We start from the raw sequence: 24988 nt of genomic DNA on the forward strand, positions 1-24988 counted from the left end.
TCCCGCTCAGATTTCCCCGAGAACCCGATCGAGGTACGCGTTGCGGAATCGGCCCGTGGGGTCGAGCTTCGCCCGCACGCAGCGGAACTCCGCGAGCTTCGGATACCGACCGGTAAGTATTTCAAAGTTGCACCGGTGCATTTTGCCCCAGTGCGGGCGGCCCCCGACCGCCCCGACAACGGACTCGAACACGTCGAACCAATGCCGGTGCGGCATGCCGACGAACTGGTGGGCCGCGATGTAGGCGCTGTCCCTGCCGTACGCGGTGGACAGCCACACGTCGTCGGCGGCGGCCACCCGGACCTCGACCGGGAACATCACCGGGTGCTCCAGGTCTGGTAGCGCCGCACGCAGTTCCCGCAGCACGTCGCAGACGGCGTCGCGCGGGATCGCGTACTCGGACTCCACGAAGCGCACCTGGCGGTCGGTGACGAAGACCCGGTGCGACCGGTCGCTGTAGGACCGCGGGGACAGCAGCTCCGAGGACAGCCAGTTCAACGGGCGCACCAGGCTCGGCACCGCCCGGCCCAGCCTGCAGACCGTGCCGAAGGCCAGGTTCTCCATCACCTGGTACTCCCAGAACTTCCGCGCCGGGCTCAGCGGCGAGCACTCGCTCCCCGCGGGCAGCCGGTTGTTCCGTTTGACGAGCGCCTTGCTGCCGTAGGGGAACCAGTAGAACTCGAAGTGGTCGTTGCCCTCGGCGAACTCGTCGAAGCGCTCCAGCACCTCCTCCAGCGGAGCCGGGTACTCGTTGGCCTCCAACGCGTAGGCCGGTTCGCAGCGCAGGGTCACCGAACTCAGCACGCCGAGCGCGCCGAGCCCGAGCCGTGCCGCCGCGAACTCCTCCGGGTTCTCCTCGGTCGAGCAGCGCAGCAGCGAGCCGTCCGCCAGCACCAGTTCCAGCGCCTCGACCTGGGTGGCCAGTCCGCCGAAGCGCGCCCCGGTGCCGTGGGTGCCCGTGGAGATCGCGCCCGCGACGGTCTGCTTGTCGATGTCGCCGAGGTTGGTCATGGCGAGCCCGAGCCGGTCGAGCTCCGCGTTGAGCCGGTTCAGCGTCGTCCCGGCGTGCACGGTCACCAGGCCGGTCGCCGGGTCCGCGGAGATCACGCCCGAGCACCCGGTCAGGTCGATGGCCATGCCGTCGGTGGCCGCGATGGCGCTGAAGGAGTGCCCGCTGCCGATCGCCCGCACGGGCAGACCTTCGCGCTCCGCGGTCCGGATGGCGTCGGCGATCTCCTCGGCGTCGCGGGGGTGGGCGGTGTGCCGGGGCCGAGCCGTGGCGGTGCCCGCCCAGTTCGTCCACGTAGTAGAGGCGGAGCGTGCCTGCATCACTACCCTCCGTCGCGCAGATCTCGGGTGAGGCCGAAATTACGTGAATGACTTTCGCTTATCAAGGTCCTGGCCCTACCGTGCATAACGTGCTTACCAACGGACTGCGTGCGCGTTATGACTCGGCAACCGTCGAGCTCGACCCGCCGTTCGCGCTGGTTGACCTCGAAGCGTTCCGCTCGAACGCCCAGGAGCTGCTCCGGCGGGCCAACGGCAGGCCGATCCGGGTGGCCAGCAAGTCGGTCCGCTGCCGCGAGCTGCTCGGCCAGGTGCTGGCGTTGCCCGGCTTCGCGGGCGTGATGGCGTACTCGCTGGCCGAGGCGCTCTGGCAGGTCGAGACCGGACTGACCGACGACGTGCTGGTGGGCTACCCGACCGCGGACCGGGGCGCGCTGCGCGCCCTCGCCAAGGACGACGCCGCGCGGGCGGCGGTCACGATCATGGTCGACGACGTGGCGCAGCTGGACTTCGTCAGCGACGCGCTCGGCGCCGGGCACCCGGAGATCCGGGTCTGCATCGAGCTGGACGCGTCCTGGCGCCCGCTGGCCAGGTTCCGGCAGGACTGGTTGCACGTCGGCGTCCGCCGCTCGCCGGTGCACACCCCGCTGGAGGCGGCCGCACTGGCCAGGGAAGTGTTGCGGCGCCCGGGTTTCTCGCTCGTCGGCGTGATGGCCTACGAGGCGCAGATCGCCGGTCTCGGGGACGCCCCGCGGGGCAGGCCGGTGCGGGCCACCGCGGTCCGGATGATGCAACGACGCTCCTTCGCCGAGCTGGCCGAGCGCCGCGCGGCCGCGGTCGCCGCGATCCGTGCGCTCGCCCCGCTGGAGTTCGTCAACGGTGGTGGCACCGGCAGCCTGGAGCGGACCTCCACCGAGGAGGCGGTGACCGAGCTGGCCGCGGGGTCCGGGCTGCTGGCACCGACGCTGTTCGACACCTACCAGGCGTTCCGGCTGCGCCCGGCCGCGCTGTTCGCGCTGCCGGTGGTGCGCAGGCCCGCGGAGGGCGTCGCCACCGTCTTCGGCGGCGGGTACCTCGCGTCCGGGCCGGTCGGCAGCGACCGGTTGCCGACCCCTTATCTGCCGCAGGGCCTGCGACTCACCGGCGCGGAAGCGGCCGGTGAGGTGCAGACCCCGTTGCTGGGCGCGGTGGCGGACGAGCTCGCTGTCGGCGACCGGGTGTGGTTCCGGCACGCCAAGGCGGGGGAGCTCGCCGAGCGGTTCGCCCAGTTCCATCTACTCGACTCCGGCGGGCTCACCACGGTCCCCACGTACCGCGGTGAGCAACGCTGCTTCGGCTGAGGTGGCGGTTCAGCCGATGCGCTTGGAGAGGTAGTCCCTGATCAGTTCCTTGGCCTCGGAGATCAGCACGGCGTCGCCGTCCGGATCCCGGCGGAAGGCCAGCTTCAGCACGCTGTCGGCCGCCTCGATCGCCACGGCCATCGGCGTGGCCACCTGGCTCTCCGGGAAGCCGAAGCGCTCGGTGATGAGCGTGGACAACCGTTCGGCGATCACGGTGTTGCTGTCCCGCTGCTCGTCCATCAGGTGCGGGTCGATGACGTCACCGAAGTGCACCTTGCGGAAGGCCGGCAGATCCCGGTGCATCGACACGTAGATGTCGAAGACCGAGTCGACAACCTGCCACCAGTCGTTGAGCTGCTGCTCGGCGAAACGCTGACCGACCTCGTTCATGAAGCGGTCCAGGTTGCGCAGGGTGAGCGCCTGCACGACCGCGCGCTTGTCCGGGAAGAACTGGTACAGCGAGCCGACCGCGACGCCTGCGCGTTCCGCGATCAGGGTCGTGGTGACCCCGTCGTAACCGACCTCGGCGATCAGGTCGGCGCAGGCATCCAGCATTCGTTCCACCCTGCGCGCACTGCGCTGCTGCACTGGACGGCGACGCAGCGGTGTGACGTCGGCGGGCACGGCTACTCCTCACTTGGGGGCTCGGGCGGCCGGAGCGAGCGGCGAACATGATCTCTGCTCGTCTGCTCCGGGCACGCCACCGTATGGATATGTGTGCGGTGGCCGGTCCAGTCGTCCCACTAGTTTCCCGGCGTCTTCCTTCTCCGAGCTCGGTCCTCCCGCCGATCAGGCGGAGGAACCGGTCCGAGCGGTACGGGTTGGGGGAACCTCTGTTCTCACAAGGGGTCAGACGCACGAGGAAACCACAGGGACAGCCCCTGTGATCACCAACACCGTTACCTGGATGTCATCTTTCCTAAGCATGTCAAGACCTCCGCCGGTTACCCAGAGTCCATCTTCTGATCGACGGCGTTCGAAGGGAAACAGGGTTTCCTTAAGGTCCGCTGCCTCGACTTTTACGATCAAGATCGCAACGAGTTTCAGATACGGGCTGCTATACCCGCTGTTACTTTCCGGTACCCGCCGAACTACCTGACCGACCGGTCGGCTGCGGGGTGGCCGTTCGGGGCCGGTCCAACTCGTGAATCGGTTACACGGCGTGGCGCAACTAAACGGTCGTACAAGATGACCGGATGACGATTATCCCCCGTAAAAGCGGCAAGGTTCACTCGAACGGAGGACAGAGGGGTCGCCGGTGGGGCCGAATGGGTGGCGGACCTGGCACGGATGCGCCCCTCCGGCCCCACCCGAAACGTGCAACGCCGCGTCTCCGGCCGAGTGCTCTCGGTGAGCGGTTGCGGGGGTGGCAAGGCGTTGTTCGGCGCGAATTGACGACCATCCGGCTCCGGCGACCTTTGGCGAACTCCGGGGAACTCCAGTCGAACGGGGTACAGAATTCAACTGGTCATCTGACCAACAGTCGTGACAGAGAAAAACCCGGCGCTCGCGGGAGGTGAGCGCCGGGTTTCTTCCCTTACTGCGGGGGACGGGAGTTGGAATTCCGCGAACCGGTGCCGGTCGGGGGGAGGGGAGTGCTATTCGGCACCGGCCCGCGGAAGTCTGTGTAGTTGTGTTCAGTTGTGTCCTGCTGCGTGGCCCGGCGGTCCAGGTCCGAAAGCGGTCGGGGGTTCGCCCGGACCCGGACCACCAGCCACGGGGCGGTCTCCTTGCGCCTGCGCTCGGGGGGCGCGGCGCGAGGACCGCCGGTTGTCCTCGCCTAGGAGACCTTCGCGACGGGCTGAGCCGTGCGCAGGTGCCTGGCAGGACGTGGCGCGAGGCCGCCGGCGACGAGGTGCTCGTATGCCGCGCGCCACACCGAACACGGTGCCTTCTGCTGGCGCCAACGGGTCGAGCACTCGGGGCAGTTGCCCCGCTCGTCGGGCTCGTGGGCGGCGAGCATGGCGCGCCATCCCTCGGTGAGCCTTGGCAGTTCGGAGCGGGCTACGGACAACAGGGACGGGGCGTCCGCGCGGTCGGCCAGCTCGGTGAGCATGTCGAGCCGCTCCCAAACCGCGTTGCGCAGCACCTGACCCAGAATCTCGTCCACAGCTCCACCGTCACCTTTCCGCCTGCTCGGCGGCCTCGCGCAGAGCTGACCTGAGCTGGGAAACCTCGCCCTGGCACAGCACCGCGGTCTCGCCGGGAGGTCCGACGAGGAGAACTCGGTTCTGCTCGACGACCACGGTGAGGCTCCGGTGCCGGTTGGCCACGTCGCGGCAGCCGATCAGCCACTCGCGACGGGATCCGCTCTGGCCGGCCGAGGCGGGCGTGACGGGCTTGCTGCCGCCGGTGGCGGTTCCCGTCTGCTCGGCCAGTTCCACGGTTCCGGTGTCCCTCCGTGTTCGTTCACTTACAGGAACTAAGGTTGGGGGGAGTCGAACCTGAACGGGGACTTTCAGCGCCGATCGGCGTCAGTTCCACGGTGAGCGGCATCTCAACTTCGGTCGGACCGATCAGGAGAGCGGTCGGACCGATCAACCCGGGCGATCGGCACTTCACCGGCGCGCGAGGATGCCCTTACTCTTCGAATGACGCCCGTCGGACCGTAAAAGGGGGCGCTTAATGAACACCATCGGTTCCCAAGGCTCTCCTGTTACCCCCGAAGTCTGGGAGCAGCAGGAGATGCGGGACGCGCTGGCAGCACGGGACATCTCCTCGGTGTACCGGCTGCTGCGCAGGCATGGGGTTTCCCAGCGCCAGATCGCGGCACTGACGGGTCAGTCGCAGTCCGAGGTCTCGGAGATCCTCAAGGGTCGCCAGGTCATGGCCTATGACGTGCTGGCCAGGATCGCCGACGGCCTCGACGTGCCGAGGGGCTACATGGGCCTCGCGTACGACGGGGGCACGGCCATGAGGGTGGTCGGTCCTCCCGACGACCCCCAGGCCGAGGAGGAAGAGTCGGTGAAACGGCGCATGTTCCTCGCCCACGCCGCCGCGATCACCATGGGCGCGTCGGTGTTCGGCGACAAGCAGGGCCACTGGGTGACCAACCCGACGCAGACCCCCGCCCGCGAGCGGATCGGCAAGACCGACGTCCAGCAGGTCGAGGCCGCGACCAAGGCGCTGCGCGCGCTGGACTACCAGTACGGCGGCGGCACCTGCCGCGACGCCGTGGTCGCCCAGCTCTCCTGGGCGGAGCAGCTGCTGCGCGCCGACGCGGCGGACTCGGTGCGGCGCAGGCTCCAGCTGGCCCTCGCCGACCTGCACAGCCTCGCGGGCTGGACCTCGTTCGACACCGGCATGCTCGACCCGGCCCGCAACCACTTCGGCAAGGCGCTGCAGTTCGCCAAGCACAGTGAGCACAACGAGCTGGTCGCGAACATCCTCTACCGGATGGGCCGGGTGTACCTGCACTACGAGGCCCCCAACGACGCGCTCAAGCTCTTCCAGCTCGGCCAGCTCGCCGCGCAGGACTCCGGTTCCGCGCTGACGGTGGCCGTGCTCTGCGCCAACGAGGCGTGGGCCTACGCGATGATGGGCAAGCGGGACCAGGCCATGAAGATGGTCGGCCGGACCAAGGACGAGTTCGCCCGCGCCGACTTCGCCACCGCGCCGGACTGGGTCAAGTTCTTCACCGTCAACGACCTGCACGGGATGATCGGCTCGGTGCACCACTCGCTGGCGGGCATCGAGGAGTTCCGCGCCAAGCACGCGCCGCTGGCCGTCGCCGAGCTGATCAAGTGCACGCAGGGCTACGAGTCCGATATGAAGCGGACCCACGTGTTCGGCCTGAGCATGCTCGCCGCCGACCACATCCGCGCCGGCGATGTGGACCAGGGCCTGCGCGTGGGCCGGGTGGCCTTCGACATGGGCGAGGGCGTCAACTCGGTGCGGGTCGCCGACCGGATGAACCACATGCAGGAAGAGGCGGTCAAGTACCACCACATCGGGGACGCCAAGGAGCTCGCCGACGACGTCCAGCAGTTCCGGCTGCGCACCGGCTCCCCGCACTTCCGGGGCAAGCTCGCGCCCGGGAACCCCAGTACGTGACGGTCAACGTGCAGGCGGGAACGAGCGGGCGCTACACCCGCGCGAAGCTCGCCACGGCGCTGCGGGCGATCTGCGACGCGGTGGGGCTGGACCCGAGAGGCGCGCGGCTGCTGCGGTTCGTCAACAACGCGGTGTTCCAGCTGTCGGCACAGCCCGTGGTGGTTCGCATCGTCCTCTCACCGTCCCTTCGGCATAGAGCTGACAACGTTGTCAAGGCCGCGACCTGGCTCGCCGAGCACGATGTGCCCGCGGTCCGGCTGCTGCCCGGCGTGGCCCAGCCGGTCGAGGCCGACGGGCACCTCGCCACGCTCTGGCAGTCGGTCCCGGAGAACGGTCCCCGGCCCACCGGCTTCGACCTGGCGCGGCTGCTCCGCCGGATGCACGAGCTGCCGCACGCCCCGTTCTCCTTCGACCGGTGGGAGCCGCTGCTGGACGTCCGGCGCCGGATCGCCGACGCCGAGGAACTGGACTGCGGCGACCGGGACTTCCTGGAATCGCGGGTGGACGAGGTGGAGGCCCGGCTCGCCTCGCTGCGCTTCCCGCTGCGCCAGGGCGCGATCCACGGGGACGCGCACCTGGGCAACCTGATCTCCGGCAGCGCCGGGATGCTGCTGTGCGATCTGGACTCGGTCTGCGTTGGCCCCCGGGAGTGGGACCTGACGCCGCTGGCGGTCGGCATGCTGCGGTTCGGGCACGGCACCGAGCGGTACCGGGCGCTGGCCCGCGGGTACGGCTTCGACGTGACGCGCTGGCCCGGTTTCCGGGTGTTGCGGCAGGTCCGGGAGCTGAAGCTGACCACAGGGGTGCTGCCCATCCTGCGGAGTAACCCGGACGTACGCACCGAGTTGGCGCGTAGGTTGAAAACCTTTCGTTCGGGTGACATGTCCGCCAAATGGACGCCCTACCAGTGAGCTGCCCGGCGGCTATGCTCACCACCTTGTGGACGATGCCAAGCATGACAATCGTTCCCCAGAATGAGTTTGTCCGTAACGCAATCCTTCTGTAGGACGACATAGCGGACGTCAAGGGAATGTCAAGACCCGCGCTCTGGTTACCGTCCGTAATGGGTGGTTTCTCTCGGCGAGTCACGGTGTGTGCACAGCGGAGGGGTGGAGATGGTGTTGGGCATCGGTGGGCTCACAGGCAGGAAGTGGCACAGTCGCCGCGCGCTGCAGGCAGCGGAAATGCTGGACGAGGTCGTTGACAGCCAGCTGCCGCTGGTGACCGAGTTGTCGGAGGAGAGCAGGCGGCGCTCCGCCGAGTACCTGTCCGAACTGGTCATGCTCGCGCAGGACTACCGGCACTTCGCCGCCGGGTGGATCGACCAGGCTGAGCTGGAGCGGCGCGGCAACGCCACCGTTGCGCGGCTCGAAGTGCTCAGCAAGCACCGCCTCCCTGCCCGGTTGACCGAGCAGGACTGAGACCGCAACCGCTGTTCGTCCGACGTGGGGGCGCTGACGAACAGCCGTCGTCGACTTCGACCGGGTGGGGACCTCCGCGACGCCCCACCCCTCGTTATCCGGGTGCCACCCGGCCGAGCGCCGCGCCCAGGCCCACCGCCAGGGCCATGACCAGCAGTTCTGCCGTGATCCAGCCCGCGAGGACCAGCCGTGAGCGCGCCGACGCGCCGGGCGAGAGCCCGGGCAGCAACCGGAAGCGAAGCCAGGCGCCGATGCCGCCGAGCCCGGTGAGCAGCACCGCCTTCACGATCACCAGCCAGCCGTAGCCGGTACCGGTCAGCGCGTCGAGCAGCGGCCGGTCGACCCGCACCGCGAGCTGGACGACCGCGCTCACCACACCGCTCACCGCGACCGCGGCCAGGCAGCACGCGGCCAGCCGGGAGAACTTCGGCAGCACGCTCGCCAGCAGCGCGCGGTGCGGCGCCACCAGCACGAACACCGACAGCAGACCGCCGACCCAGGCCGTCGCGGCGAGCACGTGCACCGCCGTGGCCAGCATCGCCGGGGTGTGGCCCGCCGAAGCCGCGGCGTGGCCGGTCAGCGGCAGCGCGACCACGCCGAGCAGGCCGACAACGGCGGGCAGTTCCACCGGCACGGTCCGGCTACGCGTGGTGACCAGGCTGAGCACCGCGAAGGCCAGCCCGCAGGCCGCGGTCACCAGGAGTGCCCGACCACTGCTGACCTGCGCGGAGTACTCCGCCAGCTCGTCGATCCGCAGGCCGAGCCCGTTCGGCGAGAGCTCGGCGGCCTGCCACCAGATCAGTGCGAGCGCGGTGAGCACCCAGGCGGCACCGAGGACCACCCCGGCGCGCTGGGCGGTCGCCGTGATCGCCGCCGCCCGGCGCTCGCCGCGGAGGAGCCAGCCGAGGACCCCGATGCCCACGGCGCCGATGCCCACCGCGTCCAGCAGCACGCGCACCACGGGTAGCCCGATCCGGACGGCGTCGCTGTCGGGCAGGCCGGGCAACGCGGCGGGCGGGGTGGCGACGAGCACGCTCGCGATCGCCGCCACCACCATGCCGGGCAGCAGCAGGGCCGCCCGTCCCGCTCGGTCCCGCATGCCGCTAGTCCCGGGTCGGCGTCCGGGCGAACCGGAGTGCGATCACCACGCCCGCGCCGAGCAGGACGGCGGCTCCGGCGAACCACGGCCACACCGGCGTGCCCTCGTCCTGGCCCGGCCGCTCGCTGACCTGGGTCATCGTCGGCGCGGCCGGGGCCGGGCTGGCGGCGCCGGTGGTGGCCGCGGTGCCGGAGCCGTCCTTGGTGAGGTGGAAGGACAGCTTGTCGCCGACCGGGTGCCCGTCGGCGGAGAGGATGCGGAAGGCGACCGTGTACTCGCCCGCCGCGCCGAGCGGGCCCTGCACCGGGACGGTCACCGCGGTGTTCTCCACGGCCGGCTTCCCGACCGGCCACCGGGTCGATCCGGGGCCGGTCAGGGTCACCGAGTTGACCAGCTCGGCCGCCTGGACCGGCTGGTCGAACACCAGCTTCAGCTCGGTCGGGCTGTTCTCGACCTGGGAGTCCTTCTTCGGGCTGCTGTCCACGAGGACGTTGTGGGCCAGGGCGGGGCCGGCGCTGACGACCAGCGCCAGCCCGGTGGCCAGCAGTACGCCCAGCGCGCGCCTCATGCCGAGGTCGCCTTGCGGCTGCGCGCGATCGCGCCGATGCCGAAGCCGACGCCGAGCGCGCCGACCACCAGGCCCGCGCCGCCGAGCATCCGCGCGGTGTTGTCAGCGGTCTCGACCGCGGCGGAGGACTCACCGCCGTGCGAGTGCGAGCCGGAGCCCGCCGCGGCCTTCGGGGTCAGCTTGAGCACCGGGGCGGGGCGCTCGGGCTCGGTGCCGTTCGCCGGCTGCTGCTCCCACTTCACGACCTTGCCGTCGTCGTAGGTCTGGGTGGTGGGCATGACCAGCTTGTCGGTGTTCTCCGGCAGCTTGCCGAGGGAGACCTCGAACTCGGCGAACTCGTTGTTGCCGATCTTGACGCCGGTGTCGGCGGTCCACGTGATGGTGCGGACCGCCTCGGTGATCTTGGTGCCGTGCGATTCCACCGGCGTGGCCAGCGGCGCCAAGGTGGCCTCGGCCTTCCAGCCGGGCACGGCCTTGGTGCGCACGGAGGTGAGCGGGTGCTCGGCGGGCAGGGTGACCTCGATCTTCACGGTGCCCGCGGTGGACGACTCGTTCGGCACGCGGAAGGCGACCTTGGTGTAGCCGCCCTGCTCGGCGGTGCCGGGCTGCGCGGTGACGTGGGCGAGGGCCGGGGCCGCGGTGAGCAGTGTGGCCACACCGGTGGCGGCGAGCACGCCGAGGACGCGTCGGTTCGATGACATGGTGGGAGACATGGCTCTGTGCACTCCTGATGCGATGGGGTGAGGTGTAAGCGCTGTTCAGGAGGTCAGCGGTGGGCCGCGGCGGGCGTGGGCGCGGCGCAGCAGCACGTCGAGCGAGGTGATCAGGCCGGACCTGGCCGGGAGCACCGCGAGCAGCGGCGCGAAGACCGGCGGCCGCGGGCAGCGGCGGGGCAGCACGGCACCGAGCGCGGCGGCCATGCCGAAGATCGCCGATTCGGCCCCGCCGAGGAGGAGCGCGGTGGCGAGGGTGGCCGCGGCGTGCGCCGCGAACATCGCCCAGGTGTCGGTCACGGCTCCGTGGTCGTGCAGCGTCAGCGCGCTGAGCAGCAGGTGCGTCGTGAGCTGGGCGGTGCCGAGCGTGGCGAGGATCGCCAGCGGGCCGCGCCGCCGGTCGGCGAAGGAGATCGCCACGGTCGCGATCAGCACGGTGAGCAGGACGGTCAGCGCCGTGTCCGGGACGGAACCACCCGCGAGGGCGTGGCCCAGGGTGGCCAGCGCGGCCGAGGTGGTGGCGAGCAGGCAACCGCGGAGCGCCCGCAGCGCGCCGCGGACCGGATCCAGCCGTACCGCCACGAACAGTGAGGGTAAGTCCTCTACCCATCGCGCGGGTGACCAGCGGGCTCACCTCACGTGATCGACAGAGTTGATCGCTGGTTTGGGCGGAAGCGGATCGGGTAATCCCTGCGCCGTTCTCTGCGGCGTCACACGGACGGGCTAAGCGGCTCGGCGGTACGCGCCGCAGTTGTTGCGCACTGCGGAACTGGATGCGACTGATGGAGCAGAGAGGGTGTCGGTTAGGCCACGCCGTCGGTGCGCCCGGTTGACCTCGCTACGCCGAATGGGTCAGGTTGGGTCGCTGAAAGGCGGTCGGGGCCGGTCTGCGAGACGGGTTCGCCTGGGGCTTGGGATACCGGCCGCGTGGCGCTTCTGTTCGCTTTTGTGAAGGAGGACGCGCCTAGCGGCGCACTGCACCGTGGCTACCGAGAACCCAGAACACCAGCGACCGGAAAAGCACCGTCCCCTGGAGCCTGAGGGGGCCACGACACTGCCCGGCGAGCCGCAGGCGGACTCTTCGCTGGCCGAGCGCCCGGCCCGGCTGGACCCCGTGGTCTTCGGCGTCGCGGGCGTCGTGGCGCTCGCCTTCATCGCCTGGGGTGTCTTCGGCACCCAGAGCCTGAGCACGGTGTCCGGGGCGGTGCTGTCCTGGATCATCGCCAACGCGGGCTGGGCCTTCGTGCTCGCCGCCTCGGGTTTCGTGGTCTTCGCGCTGTGGCTGGCGATGAGCCGCTACGGCAAGATCCCGCTCGGCCAGGACGGGGAGGAACCGGAGTTCCGCACCGTGTCCTGGGTGGCGATGATGTTCAGCGCGGGCATGGGCATCGGGCTGATGTTCTACGGCGTCAGCGAACCGCTCTCGCACTTCACCAACCCGCCGCCCGGCACCGTCCCGCCGATGACGGACGAGGCGCTGGAAACGGCGATGGCCACCACGCTCTTCCACTGGACGCTGCACCCCTGGGCGATCTACGCCGTCGTCGGGCTGGCCATCGCCTACGGCAGCTTCCGCCGCGGCAGGCGCCAGCTGATCAGCGCCGTGTTCGAGCCGCTGATCGGCAAGAAGCAGGCCAACGGCCCGATCGGCAAGGCCATCGACGTGATGGCGATCTTCGCGACGCTCTTCGGCTCGGCCGCCTCGCTGGGCCTCGGCGCCCTGCAGATCGGGCGCGGGCTGAAGGAGGTCGGCTGGATGGAGTCGGCGGGCACCACCGTGCTCGTGCTGATCATCGTGGTGCTGACCATCGCCTTCATCGCCTCCGCGGTCTCCGGCGTCGCCAAGGGCATCCAGTGGCTCTCCAACATCAACATGGTGCTGGCCGGGCTGCTCGCGCTCTTCCTGTTCGTGATCGGCCCGACGGTGCTGATCCTCAACCTGCTGCCCGCCTCGATCGGCCACTACTTCGCCGACGCGGCGGAGATGGCCGCCCGCACCGCCGCCAGCGGTGGGGACGCGATGGCCAGCTGGCTCGGCGACTGGACGATCTTCTACTGGGCGTGGTGGATCTCCTGGACGCCGTTCGTCGGCATGTTCGTCGCGCGGATCAGCCGCGGCCGCACCATCCGCCAGTTCGTCAGCGGCGTGATCCTGGTGCCCAGCCTGGTCAGCCTGCTCTGGTTCGCGATCCTCGGCGGTACCGCGCTGAACTTCCAGCGCGACGGCGTCGACCTGGCGGGTGCTTCCGGCGCCGAGGCCAAGCTGTTCGGCGTGCTCCAGCAGTTCCCCGGCTGGACGGGCATCGCCAGCGTCGTGGTGATGGTCCTGGTGGCGATCTTCTTCGTGTCCGGGGCGGACGCGGCGTCGATCGTGATGGGGACGCTGTCGCAGCGCGGGTCGATCGAGCCGAAGAAGTCCATCGTCGTGTTCTGGGGCGCGCTGACCGGCGCGGTCGCCGCGGTGATGCTGATGGTCGGCGGGGCGACGGCGCTGGACGGCCTGCAGAAGCTGACCATCATCGCCGCGGTGCCCTTCGCCGCCGTGATGGTCGCCATGTGCATCTCGCTTGCCAAGGACCTGCGCAGCGATCCGTTGGTGCGCCGGGAGAACAAGGGCCTCGAGGTGGTCGAGGCCGCGGTCATCCAGGGCACCCAGCAGTACGGCGAGGAGTTCGCGCTGGAGGTCTGCGACGGCAACGGCTCCAACGGCAAGGTCGTCGTGTCCGAGCCCGAGGCGCTGCGGTGAGCTTCTGGGAGTTCCTGGCTTCCCGGTGGGAGCAGGTGCTCGTGGACTCCTACCTGCACGCCAGTGCCGTGCTCCAGTGCACGGTGATCGCGGCGGTGATCGGGATCTTCGTCGGCATCGGGGTGTACCGCAGTCCCGGCGGCTCGGCTGTCGCGACGGCGCTGGCCAGCGCGGTGCTGACCATTCCGTCGTTCGCGTTGCTGGGCTTGCTGATCCCGGTGCTCGGGCTCGGGGTGGCGCCGACGGTGACCGCGCTCGTGCTCTACGCGCTGCTGCCGATCGTGCGCAACACCATCGTCGGTCTGTCCACTGTGGACAAATCGGTGACGGATGCCGCGCGGGGCATCGGGATGAGCCGCACCGGCGTGCTGACCCGGATCGAGCTGCGGCTGGCCTGGCCGTCGATCCTCGCGGGCATGCGGGTGAGCACGCAGATGCTGATGGGGATCGCGGCGATCGCCGCGTACGCCAAGGGCCCCGGGCTCGGCAACCTCATCTTCTCCGGCCTGCAACGGGTCGGCGGCGCGAACGCGGTGAACATGGCGGTCGCCGGGACCCTCGGTGTGATCGTGCTGGCCCTGGTGGTCGACGGGCTGTGGGTGCTCGTCGGCCGACTGACCACCCCGAGGGGGATTCGGTGAACGGCAAGACCGGTGTGGAGATCCACCTCGACAACGTCAGCAAGCGCTACCCCGGCCAGAAGGCCGCGGCGGTGGACGAGGTCACCATGACCATCCCGGCGGGGGAGACGGTGGTCTTCGTCGGCCCCTCCGGGTGCGGCAAGACCACCACGATGAAGATGATCAACCGGCTGATCGAGCCGAGCGCCGGGCGGATCACCATCGGCGGCGAGGACGCGCTGAAGCTGGACCCGGACCAGCTGCGCAGGCGGATCGGCTACGCGATCCAGCAGGCGGGCCTGTTCCCGCACATGACCGTCGGGCAGAACGTCGGCGTGGTGCCGGGCCTGGTCGGCTGGGACAAGAACAAGATCACCGACCGGGTGGAGGAGATGCTGGACCTGGTGGGACTGGAACCGAGCGAGTTCCGGGACCGCTACCCGCGCCAGCTCTCCGGCGGTCAGCAGCAGCGGGTCGGCGTGGCCCGCGCGCTCGCGGCCGACCCGCCGGTGCTGCTGATGGACGAGCCGTTCGGCGCGGTCGACCCGATCACCCGCGGCAACCTCCAGGACCAGCTGCTGCGGCTGCAGTCGGAGCTGGGCAAGACGATCGTGTTCGTCACCCACGACTTCGACGAGGCGGTGAAGCTCGGCGACCGGATCGCCGTGCTGGGGGACCGTTCGAAGATCCTCCAGTACGACACCCCCGACGCGATCCTGGCCAACCCGGCCGATGACACGGTGGCCGGGTTCGTCGGCGCGGGCGCCTCGCTCAAGCAGCTCACGCTGTTGCGGGTGCGCGATGTCGAGCACGGTGACGTGCCGACGGCGACCGAGGACGACTCGCCGGAGCAGTTGCGGGAGCGCGTCGGCAAGGGCAGCGGGCTCGTGCTCGACGCGCGCCGCAGGCCGCTGCGGTGGGTCTCCGCCCGCGACCTGGCTCCGGGGAAGTCGTTGCGCACCGCGGGGCGGGTGGTCGAGGACAGCGTGTCCGAAGCCTCGACCTTGCAGGACGCGCTCGAAGCGATCCTCACCGACGACGAGGGTTTCGCCGTCGTGGTCGGCACTCGCGGCGAGTACATCGGCGTCGTGGACATCGACACGGTGATGACCACGATCCGGCAGCTCCGCGAAGAGGCACGGGCGTGACCGGCGACGCGATCTTCCACGCGGAGGCGACATCATGACGACACCGACCGCGGAGCGCGGGTCGCGCCGGGCCGAGCGGATCAGGCTCTACGCCCAGCCGTTGATCGTGTTCGGCATCGTCGCGATCGTGCTCGCGTGGGCGTTCGGCAGCGACCTCGACGCGATCGAGCAGCGCAGCATCAACGCCTCCACGATCCTCACGCTCACCTGGCAGCACGTGGAGATCACCGCCGTGGTGACCGCGCTCGTGCTGGTGGTGGCGGTGCCGCTCGGGGTCGTGCTGACCCGGCGGTGGGCGAAGCCGCTCGCGCCCCTGGTGCTCGGCCTGGCCAACATCGGGCAGGCGGCTCCGGCGGTCGGTCTGCTGGTGCTGTTCTTCCTGGCCACCGGCTGGACGGGGTTCTGGGTGGTGGTGCTGCCGACCGCGCTCTACGCGCTGTTGCCCGTGCTGCGCAACACGATGGTCGGCCTGCAGCAGGTCGACCCCGCGCTCGTCGAGGCGGGCAGGGGGATCGGCATGTCGGGCTTCTCCGTGTTGCGGCGCATCGAGTTCCCGCTCGCCGTGCCGTTCGTGCTGGCCGGTCTGCGCACCGCGCTCGTGCTCGCGGTGGGCGTGGCGACGCTGGCGATGCTCGTCGACGGCGGCGGGCTCGGCGTGATGATCGACACCGGCTACAAGCTGCGCCGCACGTCGGTCCTGGTCGTCGGCGCGGTGCTCGCGGTCGCGTTGGCGCTGCTGGTCGACTGGCTCGGCGCGTTGGCCGAACAACTGCTCGGACCGAAGGGGCTGCGATGAAGAAGGCTTCCCTGAACAAGATCGCTGCCGTGATGACGACTGCCGCTCTCCTGGCCGGTTGTGGTCTGTCGGCGGGATCTTCGGTGCCGTTGGACGTGAAGCCCGGCAGCATCCGGCCCGTCCCGCAGTTGCGGAACGTGGAGATCACGGTGGGCTCCAAGGACTTCAGCGAGCAGATCGTGCTGGGCTACCTCGCCGAGTTCGCGTTGACCGCCGCGGGGGCCAAGGTTCGCGACCTGACCAACATCTCCGGCTCCAACTCGCAGCGGGACGCGTTGACCAGCGGGCAGATCGACCTGGTCTGGGAGTACACCGGCACCTCGTGGATCAGCTACCTGGGCAACACCGACCCGATCCCGGACGCGGCTGAGCAGTTCGAGGCCGTGCGCAAGGCCGACCTGGCCAAGAACAAGGTCATCTGGGTGAACATGGCGCCGCTGGACAACACCTACGCGTTCGCGATGACCAAGAAGACCGCGCAACGCCTCGGCATCAGGACGATGTCCGACATCGGCAGGCTGGCCAGGGAGAACCCGGCAGAGGCCACGTTCTGCGTTGAGACCGAGTACGCCAACCGCAACGACGGCTTCCCCGGCGTGCAGAAGACCTACGGCTTCACCGCGCCGAAGGGGAACGTCCGGACGCTGGCCACCGGGGCGATCTACCCGGCGATGACCGACAGCAAGATCTGCAACTTCGGCGAGGTGTTCACCACCGACGGGCGCATCCTGGCGCAGGACCTGGTGCTTGCCGAGGACGACAAGAAGTTCTTCCCGCGCTACAACGCCGCGCTGAACCTCCGCAAGGAGCTGTACGAGCGGCACCCCGAGATCGCCGACGTGCTCAAGCCGATCGCGGACCGGCTCACCAACGAGGTGATGATCAAGCTCAACGCCCAGGTGGACGTCAACGGCAAGGACCCGGCGGACGTGGCGCGGAACTGGCTGGTCGAGCAGGGGTTCGTGACCCTGACCGGCCCCGTGGTGACGCGCGGCTAGCCGACGTCGAAGCGGCGGAGCAGCTCCGCCTCCATCTGGTCCAGCGCCGCGGCCACGCTGCGGTGGGCCGCCTTGCGCCGGGTCGACGGCATGCGCTCGGCGGCCCGCACCGCGGCGGCGAGCTGGACCAGCCGCTGCTCGCTGTCGGCGGCGAACTGGTCCGCCTCGGGGGTGGACCGGCCGCTGGTGCGGAGATCGCCGATGGCGTTGCCGACGCCGACGAGCCGGGCGTGCAGGGCGCCGCCCCTGCCGGAGAACTGCGCGAGGCTGTCCACCGGGACGCCGAGCCTGCGCGCCCGCATCTGGTCGTAGCGGTCGCGGGCCACCGAGGCGGCCTTCAGCGCGATCGGCGCGAGCACCGGGATCAGCACCTTGCCTACGCCGATCAGGTTCTTCGTGTTGCTGGCCGTGAGCTTGGGAACTCGCCGCTTGCGCGCCATCCTGCCGTCACCTCCGCGGGTCTGGGAGCAACACTATGGCGCAGCGCCGCGCGGGGCAGTGCGGCGCGCTGGTCAAGGTTTGGCGATCGATCGCGGAGTACCTGCCACTGATCTTTGGCAGGGCACTTACGCTGGACCTTGTGAGTTCTCAGGTGTTGCTGGACGCGGGGGTGGTGAACCGCTGCCGGCGTCGCGTGCACCTGGAACACGACCCGAACATGGCGGACGTGCCGAAGGCGCCACCGGACCCGGCGGGCGCACAACGGATGGCCGACGCCCAGGCGCACCGCAGGACCGTCGCGGACCGGCTGGCCCGCGGCCTCGGCGCGCAGTGGGCCGAGGTTCCGACGACGGAGTCCGCCGCCAATCGGGAGCGCGTCACGCTGGCGCTGCTCACCGCCGGGGTGCCGTACGTGTGGGGTGGGCTGCTGCCCGCCGATCCGCTGGGCGGCCGTCGCGGCGGCGTCGAGCTGCTGGTGCGCAGTCCCTACGGCGGGTACGTGCCGCTGATCGTGGTGCGGCACAAGGTCTCCGACCCCGGTTCGGGCGCGCGGACCTCTCCGCTGAGCCTGCCGTACCCGGGTGGTGCGCGCTCCGATCCGCTGCGCAAGGTCCGCCCGCAGCCGCGTGATCAGCTGAGGTTGGCGCACGCCACGCGGTTGTTGCAGGCCAGCGGGTTCGCCGCGGCCGGAAGGGCGACCGGCGGCGTGATCGGCATGGACGCCGACGTGGTGCTCTGGCACGACCTCGAAGCGCCGACCTGGCCCAACGGCCGCACCGCGCTGTCGGAGTACGACGCGCGCTTCGCCGACCGGCTCGCCGTGGCCAGGGCCGCGCGGGCGGAGGTGGACCCGCTGGCCCGGCCCTCGCGGATCGTGGAGTGCCGGACCTGCCCGTGGTGGCCGACCTGCGAGTCGGAGCTGCGCGACAGCCGCGACGTGAGCCTGGTGGTGCGCGGCGAGGACGCGACGGCGCTGCGCGCGGTCGGAGTGTCCACTGTGGACAAACTGGCCGAGCTCGACCCGCGCGCGGCGGAGCCGCCGGTGCCGTTGGTCGGCATGCCGTTCGAGGACTCCGTGCTGCTCGCCCGCGCGTGGCTGCGGGGGATGAACCTGGTGCGGCGCGTCGAGCGGATCGAGGTGCCGCGCGCCGACATCGAGGTCGACGTGGACATGGAGAGCTTCGGTGACGCGGGCGCGTACCTGTGGGGCTGCTGGCTCTCGGGCGCCGACGTCGACGAGGAGCAGGGCTACCGCGCCTTCGCGACCTGGGAGCCGTTGCCCACCGAGGACGAGGGCCGTTCGTTCGGCGAGTTCTGGACGTGGCTGACCGGCGTCCGGGTGCGGGCGCGGGCGCGCGGGCTGAGCTTCCGCGCGTACTGCTACAACGAGCTGGCGGAGAACCGGTGGATGCTCTCCAGCGCGGAGCGCTTCGCCGGGCAGTCGGGCGTGCCGACGGTCGCCGAGGTCAAGGCGTTCATCCACTCCGGCCAGTGGGTCGACCTGTTCGGCATCGTGCGGGACCAGTTCCTGTGCGCCAACGGCAAGGGCCTCAAGACGATCGCGCCCGCAGCGGGCTTCCACTGGCGGGACCCCGAGGCGGGCGGCGAGAACTCGATGCGCTGGTACCGGGACGCGGTCGGGATGGACGGCGAGACGCCCCAGCCCGACCAACGCCGCCGCCTCCTCGAATACAACGAGGACGACGTCATGGCCACGTGGACGCTGCGCCGCTGGATGAGCTCCGAGGGCGCCCACGAACTCCCGTTCTCCGGCGATCTCTAGCCCCAGCGCGGTTGTGGCGTCTTCAAGTACCACCGACCCCCGCCCCAGCAGTCTTTAACCGCCCCCAACCCTCCGCGGGGTTGGGGGCGGTTAAAGGTGATCGTTTGCGGGGTGCGCTGTACTTGAAGACGCCCGTACCCGGCTGGGAGTCGGGGTTAGCGCGGGGCCATGCGGAGGGCGCCGTCCATTCGGATGACCTCGCCGTTGAGGTAGTCGTGCTCGACGATCATGGTGGCCAGCTGGGCGTACTCCTGCGGCTCCGCGAGGCGCTTGGGGAAGGGGACGCCCGCGGCGAGGCCCTCGCGGAACTTCTCGTCGACACCGGCCAGCATGGGGGTGTTGACCAGGCCGGGGGCGATCGTCATGACCCGGATGCCCTTGTTCGACAGGTCGCGCGCGGCGGGCACGGTCATGCCGACGACGCCGCCCTTGGACGCGGAGTACGCGATCTGGCCGATCTGGCCCTCGAAGGCCGCGACCGAGGCGGTGTTGATGATCACTCCGCGGTGGCCGCCGTCCAGCTCCTCGGTGGTGGCGATCGCGGCGGCGGTCAGGCGCATCACGTTGAACGTGCCGACCAGGTTGATCTCCACGACCTTGCGGAACAGGTCGTAGTCGTGGGCCTCGCCCGCCTTGTTGAGGATGCGACCGGCCCAGCCCACGCCCGCGCAGTTGACCACGACGCGCAGCGGGCCCGCGGCGGTGGCCTGCTCGATGGCGGCCTGGACCTGCTCGGGGTTGGTGACGTCGGCCTCGACGTAGGTCACGCGGTCCACGGCGTCCGCGGTCTTGATGGAGTTCTCCAGGTCAAGCGCGAACACGCGCGCTCCCTTGGCGGCGAGGGCGCGGCTCGTGGCCGCACCGAGGCCGGAAGCACCACCGGTGACGATCGCAGCGGTGTCGGTGATCTGCATGCCTGTCCTCTCAGCGTTGAGAAGGCGGCCCGAGCTGCCGCCCGCGCTGTGAGGCTACGGGGTCCAAGCGAGCGCTTGGGAGGTGAGATGGCTTACCGTCTGCGGGCTTCCACGGTGTGCAGCACGGCGACCAGGGGCACGGCCGCCAGCAGCGCGAGCCCGCCGAGGAGGGCGAGGATTCCGAGAAGCTCCATGGAAGAAGCCTGGCGGCCGCACCCTCCGTGAGCATCGGCCATGTGGCCAGTCGTGATCAGCGATCGGGCGACCCGCGCCGCTACCGTCGGTGAGCCCGGCTCGTGACCTCAGCGGCGGCCGGGCGGGCAGATCCGGTCGATCTCCTGGAGGTCGTCGACGGTCGGCCGCCACCGCGAGGCTTCGGCGTTGCCCTTGATCTGCTCGGCACTGGTCGCGCCGGCCATCACCGAGGCGACCCCCGGCTGGTGCGCCAGCCAGCCGACGGCGAGGTCGATCATGGAGATCCCGTGCTCCCCGGCGAACTCGCGCAGCGCGTCGATGCGGTCCCACGGCGCGTCCGCGAGCAGCCGGTCCCTGCCGACGAGGCGGCTGCCGACCGGGGGCTCGGTCTCCCGCTGGTACTTGCCCGTGAGCAGGCCGTTGGCCAGCGGGAAGTACGGCAGCAGGCCGAGGCCGAACCGGGTGCAGGCGGGGATCACGTCGCGCTCGGCCTCCCGCTCCAACAGCGAGTAGTGGTTCTGCGCGGAGATCGGCGCGACGTGGTTGGCGGTCTTCGCCGTCCACGCGGCGTCGGCGATCTGCCAGCCCGCCAGGTTGCAGTGACCGACGTAACGCACCTTGCCGGAGCTGACCAGGTCGTCGGCCGCGGCCAGCGTCTCCTCGAGCGGGGTGGCGGGGTCCGGCCGGTGCAGCTGGTAGAGGTCGATCCAGTCGGTGTTGAGCCTGCGCAGCGAGGACTCCACCGCCCTGGTGATGTAGCGCCGGGAGGCCCGTGCGCCGAAGTCGGGGCCGTTGGTGCCCTGCATGTCCATGCCGAACTTGGTGGCGATCACCGCGTGCTCGCGGACCCCGGTCAGCGCCTGGCCGAGCAGGTCCTCGCTGCGCCCGCGCGGGGCTCCGTAGACATCGGCGACGTCGAAGAAGGTCACGCCGGACTCCAGTGCGGCGTTGACCACCTCACGGGTGCCCGCGAGGGACTCGGTTGCCGTGCCGGGCCGGCCCAGGTTGTTGCACCCGAGGCCGACGGCGCTCACGACGAGGCCCGACTTACCTAGACGACGCTGCTCCACAAGCCGAAGACACTAATGCCCCCGTTACCGCCCAGTCACTCCCAGTTGCCGAGAATTGGCCGGTTGGCGATGCGCCCGGGCGCGATGCCAGGATGCCTTGGCTGAAGGTTCCCTCTTCCCTGGCCGCCATCGGGGGTGGTGTCGTGTTCGCCCGTCGTATCGCCGTGGTCGGGTCCGGCTATGTCGGACTGACCACGGGCGCGTGCCTTGCCTCGCTCGGGCATCGCGTGATCTGCGCGGACGTCGACCCGGAGAAGGTGGATCGGCTGTCCGCGGGCCGGGTCTCCATCCTGGAACCGGGGCTGAGCGAACTGGTCGCCGAGGGCCTGGCCGCGGGGCGGCTGGAGTTCGTGCTCGGCGCGAGCAAGGCCGTGCTGGACGCCGAGGTCGTGTTCATGTGCGTGCCGACCCCGATGGGCGTCGGCGGCGCCGCCGACCTGATGGCCGTCGAGTCGGTGATCTCCGAGGTGCGCGACCTGCTGCCGGCGGGCTGCGTCGTGGTCAACAAGTCGACCGTTCCGGTCGGCACGGCCGAGCGCATGCACCAGCTGCTGAACCGGCCGGACATCGCCGTGGTGAGCAACCCGGAGTTCCTCCGCGAGGGCAGCGCGGTGCATGACTTCCTCAACCCGGACCGGATCGTGGTCGGCTCCAGCGCCCAGGACGCGGCCGAGCGGGTCGCGGCCCTCTACGCCCGCCTCGGGGCGCCGACGGTGCTGACCGACGCGCCCAGCGCGGAGCTGGTCAAGTACGCGGCGAACTGCTTCCTGGCGATGAAGCTGTCCTACGTCAACGCGATCGCCGAGCTGTCCGAGCGGCTGGGCGCGAACGTCGCCGACGTCACCGAGGGCATCGGCTACGACCGCCGGATCGGCCAGGCGTTCCTCCAGCCGGGGCCGGGCTGGGGCGGTTCCTGCCTGCCGAAGGACACGCACGCGCTGATCCAGGCCGCCGACGCGGTCGACTTCGACTTCATGCTGCTGCGCGCCACGATCGACACAAACACCCGCCAGCGGCAGCGCATCGTGACCAAGATCCGCGAAGCCTGCGGCGGCTCGCTCACCGGGGTGCGGCTCGGGCTGCTCGGCCTGACGTTCAAGGCGGGCACGGACGATCTGCGGGACTCGCCCGCTCTGGCCGTCGCTGAGCTGCTGCGCGAGGAAGGTGCCGAGCTGACCGCCTACGACCCCGGTGTCGCCGGTGCGGTTCCGGGCACGACCGACACCGTGCGCGTGGTCGACGACGCGTACGAGGTGGCCAAGGGGGCCGCGGGCCTGGTGCTGCTGACCGAGTGGCCGGAGTTCCGCACGCTGGACTGGGCGCGGGTGGCCTCGCTGCTGGAGGGCCGGGTCGTCGTGGACACCCGCAACCACCTGGACCCGGACGTGCTCCGGCGCGCGGGGCTGAGCTGGCGCGGGGTCGGCATACAGCCCGTGGACTAACCGTAACGCCGTTCTAAAACAGTGTTATGCTTTGCGGCATGGCACCGTTCATCGCACTTTTCGCTGGTTGGGGTCTTGCTCGGGTCGCCGGGTTGCTCGGCGTCGACGTCCTGGACGGGTGGCAGCCCGCGTTGCGGGTCGGACTCGCGCTGATGTTCCTGCTCACCGGTTTCGCGCACTGGTCGAGGCTGCGGGCGGACATGATCGCGATGGTGCCGCCCCGGCTGCCGAACCCCGCGCTGCTGGTCACCGTGACCGGAGTGCTGGAGATCGTCGGCGCGGTCGGGCTGCTCGTCCCGGCCACCGCCCGCGCCGCCGCGATCTGCCTGGGACTGCTGCTGCTGGCGATGTTCCCGGCGAACGTCTACGCGGCGGTGCGGCGGCTCAGCTTCGGCGGGCGACCCGCGACGCCGCTCGTCCCGCGGACCGTCGAGCAGGTGGTTTTCCTGGCCGCCTGCGTCGGGGCCGCGCTCTGAACCGATACGGTATTTAGCGAAGTTAACGAGTTCGCCTAGGTTGGGAGCGTGTTCACGACCAGGCCCGAGCTCGTCGGGACGTACGGCATGGTGGCCTCCACGCACTGGCTGGCCTCGGCAACGGGCATGGCGGTGCTGGAGGACGGCGGCAACGCGTTCGACGCCGCGGTGGCGGCGGGCTTCGTGCTCCAGGTCGTGGAGCCGCACCTCAACGGCCCCGGCGGCGAGGTGCCCGCGCTGTTCGCCACCGCGGGCTCCGACCGCGTCGAGGTCCTGTGCGGCCAGGGCGTCGCCCCCGCGGGCGCGAGCATCGGCCACTACCGCGACCAGGGGCTCGACCTCATCCCGGGGACCGGGCTGCTCGCGGCCACGGTTCCCGGCGCGTGGGACGGCTGGCTGACGCTGTTGCGGGATCACGGCACGCGGTCGCTGCGCCAGGTCCTCGGGTACGCGATCGGCTACGCGCGCGACGGCTTCCCCCTGGTCGACCGCATCCCGATGACGATCAACACCGTCGCCGGGCTGTTCACCGAGCACTGGCCCACTTCGGCGGCGATGTGGCTGCGCGAGGGCAGGGCCCCGGCGGCGGGCAGTCGCTTCACCAACCCGGTGCTGGCCGACACGTGGGAGCGCCTGCTCGCCGAGGCGGAGGCGGTCAGCGGCCGGGAAGCGCAGATCGACGCCGCGCGGCGGGCGTGGTCGCAGGGCTTCGTGGCGGAGGAGATCGCGGCGTTCTGCCGGACTCCCGTGCGCGACGACTCCGGCCGTGATCACGCCGGAGTGCTGACGGCGCAGGACATCGCGACCTGGCAGGCGTCCTACGAGGCGCCGCTGACGGTCGACCTCGCGGACGGGTGGGCGCTGCACAAGATCGGGCGGTGGAGCCAGGGACCGACGCTGGTCCAACAGCTGCGGTTGCTCGAAGACCGCGATCTGTCCTATGTGGACGGAGTGGCCACTGCGGACACCGTGCACCAGGCGGTCGAGGCGACGAAGCTCGCCTTCGCCGACCGGGAGGCTTGGTACGGCGACGATCCGGACGTGCCGATCGACGCGTTGGTGTCGCGGTCGTACGCCGCGTCCCGCGCGGCACTGATCGGCTCCGACGCGTCCTCGGAGCTGCGCCCGGGAACGCCGGACGGGCGAACCGCCGCGCTTCCATCCTATGTGGACTCCGGTCGCGCGGCGGCTCCGGTCAGCGCTGCCGCGGGTGTCGGCGAGCCGACGGTGTCCCGCACCGGCACCACGCGCGGCGACACCGTGCACATCGACGTGGTGGACCGCTGGGGCAACATCGTGTCCGCGACGCCGTCCGGTGGCTGGCTCCAGTCCTCGCCGACGATCCCCGCGCTCGGGTTCTGCCTCGGCACCCGCGCGCAGATGTTCTGGCTGGACGAGGGACTGCCGAACTCCCTGGCTCCCGGCAAGCGCCCGCGCATCACCCTCAGCCCGTCCATGGCCAGCCGGAACGGCCGTCCGGTGCTCGCGTTCGGCACGCCCGGCGGGGACCAGCAGGACCAGTGGCAGCTGTGCTTCTGGCTGGCGCACACGGTCGGCGGGCTCAACCTGCAGGCCGCGATCGACTCACCGACCTGGCACTCGAACGCCGTGCCCAGCTCGTTCTACCCGCGCAACTGGACGCCCGGCGAGCTGGTCGTGGAGTCCCGGCTGGGAGCTTCGACCATCGCCTCGCTTGAGCGGCGAGGGCACCGCGTCGTGGACGGCGGGGCGTGGTCGTTGGGCAGGATGTCCGCCGTCGCACGTGATCCGGAGACGGGATTGCTTTACGGCGCGGCCAATCCACGTGGTGCCCAGGGCTACGCGGCCGGTCGCTGATCGCGAAATCCATTGTGGACGGGAACCCACGGGCGTGCCGCG

The 24988-nt window shown here is 70.6% G+C and carries 24 protein-coding genes; 13 read left to right on the top strand and 11 right to left on the bottom strand.

Translation table 11 applies throughout. The features are described 5' to 3' along the window. Positions 1–6 precede the first annotated feature (6 nt). Positions 7–1329, bottom strand: a complete 1323-nt coding sequence (locus NLX83_RS09740) for a D-arabinono-1,4-lactone oxidase (RefSeq protein ID WP_254234499.1) — start codon at positions 1327–1329, stop codon at positions 7–9. A gap of 89 nt (positions 1330–1418) precedes the next feature. Between NLX83_RS09740 and NLX83_RS09745 the strand changes: the two genes are divergently transcribed. Next, positions 1419–2627: an amino acid deaminase/aldolase gene (locus NLX83_RS09745; protein WP_254234500.1), complete on the top strand. Its 1209-nt coding sequence runs from the start codon at positions 1419–1421 to the stop codon at positions 2625–2627. 9 nt (positions 2628–2636) lie between these two features. Here NLX83_RS09745 and NLX83_RS09750 read toward each other — a convergent pair whose 3' ends face one another. The 3 genes from NLX83_RS09750 to NLX83_RS09760 form a co-directional block, all read right to left on the bottom strand. Beyond that, complete coding sequence (locus NLX83_RS09750) at positions 2637–3251, bottom strand: TetR family transcriptional regulator (RefSeq protein ID WP_254234501.1); 615 nt, start codon at positions 3249–3251, stop codon at positions 2637–2639. A 1156-nt stretch (positions 3252–4407) separates the two neighbouring features. After that, the gene (locus tag NLX83_RS09755) at positions 4408–4737 is read right to left on the bottom strand and encodes a hypothetical protein (RefSeq protein WP_030427917.1); all 330 of its coding nucleotides are present in this window, start codon (positions 4735–4737) and stop codon (positions 4408–4410) included. A 10-nt stretch (positions 4738–4747) separates the two neighbouring features. Then, a complete protein-coding gene (locus tag NLX83_RS09760) occupies positions 4748–5011 on the bottom strand; it encodes a hypothetical protein (protein WP_254234502.1) in 264 nt (87 codons plus the stop codon). A gap of 241 nt (positions 5012–5252) precedes the next feature. Here NLX83_RS09760 and NLX83_RS09765 point away from each other — a divergent pair, with 241 nt between their 5' ends. The 3 genes from NLX83_RS09765 (at position 5253) to NLX83_RS09775 (ending at position 8101) form a co-directional block, all read left to right on the top strand. Next, positions 5253–6680: a helix-turn-helix domain-containing protein gene (locus NLX83_RS09765; RefSeq protein ID WP_254234503.1), complete on the top strand. Its 1428-nt coding sequence runs from the start codon at positions 5253–5255 to the stop codon at positions 6678–6680. After that, positions 6677–7591 (top strand): phosphotransferase enzyme family protein, encoded by a 915-nt coding sequence (locus NLX83_RS09770; RefSeq protein WP_254234504.1) that lies wholly within the window; start codon positions 6677–6679, stop codon positions 7589–7591. The genes NLX83_RS09765 and NLX83_RS09770 overlap by 4 nt, the downstream gene beginning before the upstream one ends. A 204-nt stretch (positions 7592–7795) precedes the next feature. Then, on the top strand, positions 7796–8101 hold the full coding sequence (locus NLX83_RS09775) for a hypothetical protein (protein WP_086823420.1): 306 nt from the start codon (positions 7796–7798) through the stop codon (positions 8099–8101). A gap of 94 nt (positions 8102–8195) precedes the next feature. Here NLX83_RS09775 and NLX83_RS09780 read toward each other — a convergent pair whose 3' ends face one another. Genes NLX83_RS09780 through NLX83_RS09795 form a run of 4 tightly spaced genes read right to left on the bottom strand, consistent with a single transcriptional unit; the run spans position 8196 to position 11063 of the window. After that, on the bottom strand, positions 8196–9200 hold the full coding sequence (locus NLX83_RS09780; protein ID WP_254234505.1) for a copper resistance D family protein: 1005 nt from the start codon (positions 9198–9200) through the stop codon (positions 8196–8198). A gap of 4 nt (positions 9201–9204) precedes the next feature. Continuing rightward, a complete protein-coding gene (locus NLX83_RS09785; protein WP_254234506.1) occupies positions 9205–9768 on the bottom strand; it encodes a copper resistance CopC family protein in 564 nt (187 codons plus the stop codon). Then, the gene (locus NLX83_RS09790; protein ID WP_254234507.1) at positions 9765–10469 is read right to left on the bottom strand and encodes a YcnI family copper-binding membrane protein; all 705 of its coding nucleotides are present in this window, start codon (positions 10467–10469) and stop codon (positions 9765–9767) included. Before NLX83_RS09790 ends, NLX83_RS09785 begins: the two co-directional genes overlap by 4 nt. Positions 10470–10526: 57 nt before the next feature. Next, a complete protein-coding gene (locus NLX83_RS09795) occupies positions 10527–11063 on the bottom strand; it encodes a hypothetical protein (RefSeq protein WP_254234508.1) in 537 nt (178 codons plus the stop codon). 502 nt (positions 11064–11565) lie between these two features. Between NLX83_RS09795 and NLX83_RS09800 the strand changes: the two genes are divergently transcribed. Genes NLX83_RS09800 through NLX83_RS09820 form a run of 5 tightly spaced genes read left to right on the top strand, consistent with a single transcriptional unit; the run spans position 11566 to position 16789 of the window. Then, positions 11566–13227 (top strand): BCCT family transporter, encoded by a 1662-nt coding sequence (locus NLX83_RS09800; RefSeq protein WP_254236157.1) that lies wholly within the window; start codon positions 11566–11568, stop codon positions 13225–13227. After that, positions 13224–13868 carry an ABC transporter permease gene (locus tag NLX83_RS09805; protein ID WP_254234509.1) on the top strand — a complete coding sequence of 215 codons (645 nt, stop codon included), beginning with the start codon at positions 13224–13226 and terminating at the stop codon, positions 13866–13868. The genes NLX83_RS09800 and NLX83_RS09805 overlap by 4 nt, the downstream gene beginning before the upstream one ends. Further along, positions 13865–14995 (top strand): ATP-binding cassette domain-containing protein, encoded by a 1131-nt coding sequence (locus NLX83_RS09810; protein WP_254234510.1) that lies wholly within the window; start codon positions 13865–13867, stop codon positions 14993–14995. The genes NLX83_RS09805 and NLX83_RS09810 overlap by 4 nt, the downstream gene beginning before the upstream one ends. 34 nt (positions 14996–15029) lie before the next feature. Beyond that, a complete protein-coding gene (locus NLX83_RS09815; protein ID WP_254234511.1) occupies positions 15030–15791 on the top strand; it encodes an ABC transporter permease in 762 nt (253 codons plus the stop codon). Then, positions 15788–16789, top strand: a complete 1002-nt coding sequence (locus tag NLX83_RS09820; protein WP_254234512.1) for a glycine betaine ABC transporter substrate-binding protein — start codon at positions 15788–15790, stop codon at positions 16787–16789. The genes NLX83_RS09815 and NLX83_RS09820 overlap by 4 nt, the downstream gene beginning before the upstream one ends. Here the strand turns inward: NLX83_RS09820 and NLX83_RS09825 are convergent. Next, positions 16786–17229, bottom strand: a complete 444-nt coding sequence (locus NLX83_RS09825; RefSeq protein ID WP_254234513.1) for a DUF6474 family protein — start codon at positions 17227–17229, stop codon at positions 16786–16788. The two genes, NLX83_RS09820 and NLX83_RS09825, sit on opposite strands and share 4 nt — an antisense overlap. A 140-nt stretch (positions 17230–17369) precedes the next feature. Here NLX83_RS09825 and NLX83_RS09830 point away from each other — a divergent pair, with 140 nt between their 5' ends. Continuing rightward, a complete protein-coding gene (locus tag NLX83_RS09830) occupies positions 17370–19013 on the top strand; it encodes a TM0106 family RecB-like putative nuclease (RefSeq protein WP_254234514.1) in 1644 nt (547 codons plus the stop codon). 155 nt (positions 19014–19168) lie between these two features. Here the strand turns inward: NLX83_RS09830 and NLX83_RS09835 are convergent, their stop codons facing one another. Beyond that, positions 19169–19927: an SDR family NAD(P)-dependent oxidoreductase gene (locus tag NLX83_RS09835; RefSeq protein ID WP_254234515.1), complete on the bottom strand. Its 759-nt coding sequence runs from the start codon at positions 19925–19927 to the stop codon at positions 19169–19171. A 302-nt stretch (positions 19928–20229) separates the two neighbouring features. Next, complete coding sequence (locus tag NLX83_RS09840) at positions 20230–21156, bottom strand: aldo/keto reductase (protein WP_308209289.1); 927 nt, start codon at positions 21154–21156, stop codon at positions 20230–20232. A 179-nt stretch (positions 21157–21335) separates the two neighbouring features. On the opposite strand from NLX83_RS09840, the gene NLX83_RS09845 reads away from it, so the two are divergent. From NLX83_RS09845 to NLX83_RS09855, 3 genes are read left to right on the top strand one after another with little or no spacing between them, the layout of a single operon-like run. After that, positions 21336–22634, top strand: a complete 1299-nt coding sequence (locus NLX83_RS09845) for a UDP-glucose dehydrogenase family protein (RefSeq protein ID WP_254234517.1) — start codon at positions 21336–21338, stop codon at positions 22632–22634. Positions 22635–22672: 38 nt separating this feature from the next. Then, the gene (locus NLX83_RS09850) at positions 22673–23110 is read left to right on the top strand and encodes a DoxX family protein (RefSeq protein ID WP_254234518.1); all 438 of its coding nucleotides are present in this window, start codon (positions 22673–22675) and stop codon (positions 23108–23110) included. Positions 23111–23158: 48 nt separating this feature from the next. After that, positions 23159–24946: a gamma-glutamyltransferase family protein gene (locus tag NLX83_RS09855; RefSeq protein WP_254234519.1), complete on the top strand. Its 1788-nt coding sequence runs from the start codon at positions 23159–23161 to the stop codon at positions 24944–24946. The last annotated feature ends 42 nt before the right edge of the window (positions 24947–24988 follow it).

The sequence above is a fragment of the Allokutzneria sp. A3M-2-11 16 genome (assembly GCF_024213555.1).
GTDB lineage: Bacteria > Actinomycetota > Actinomycetes > Mycobacteriales > Pseudonocardiaceae > Allokutzneria.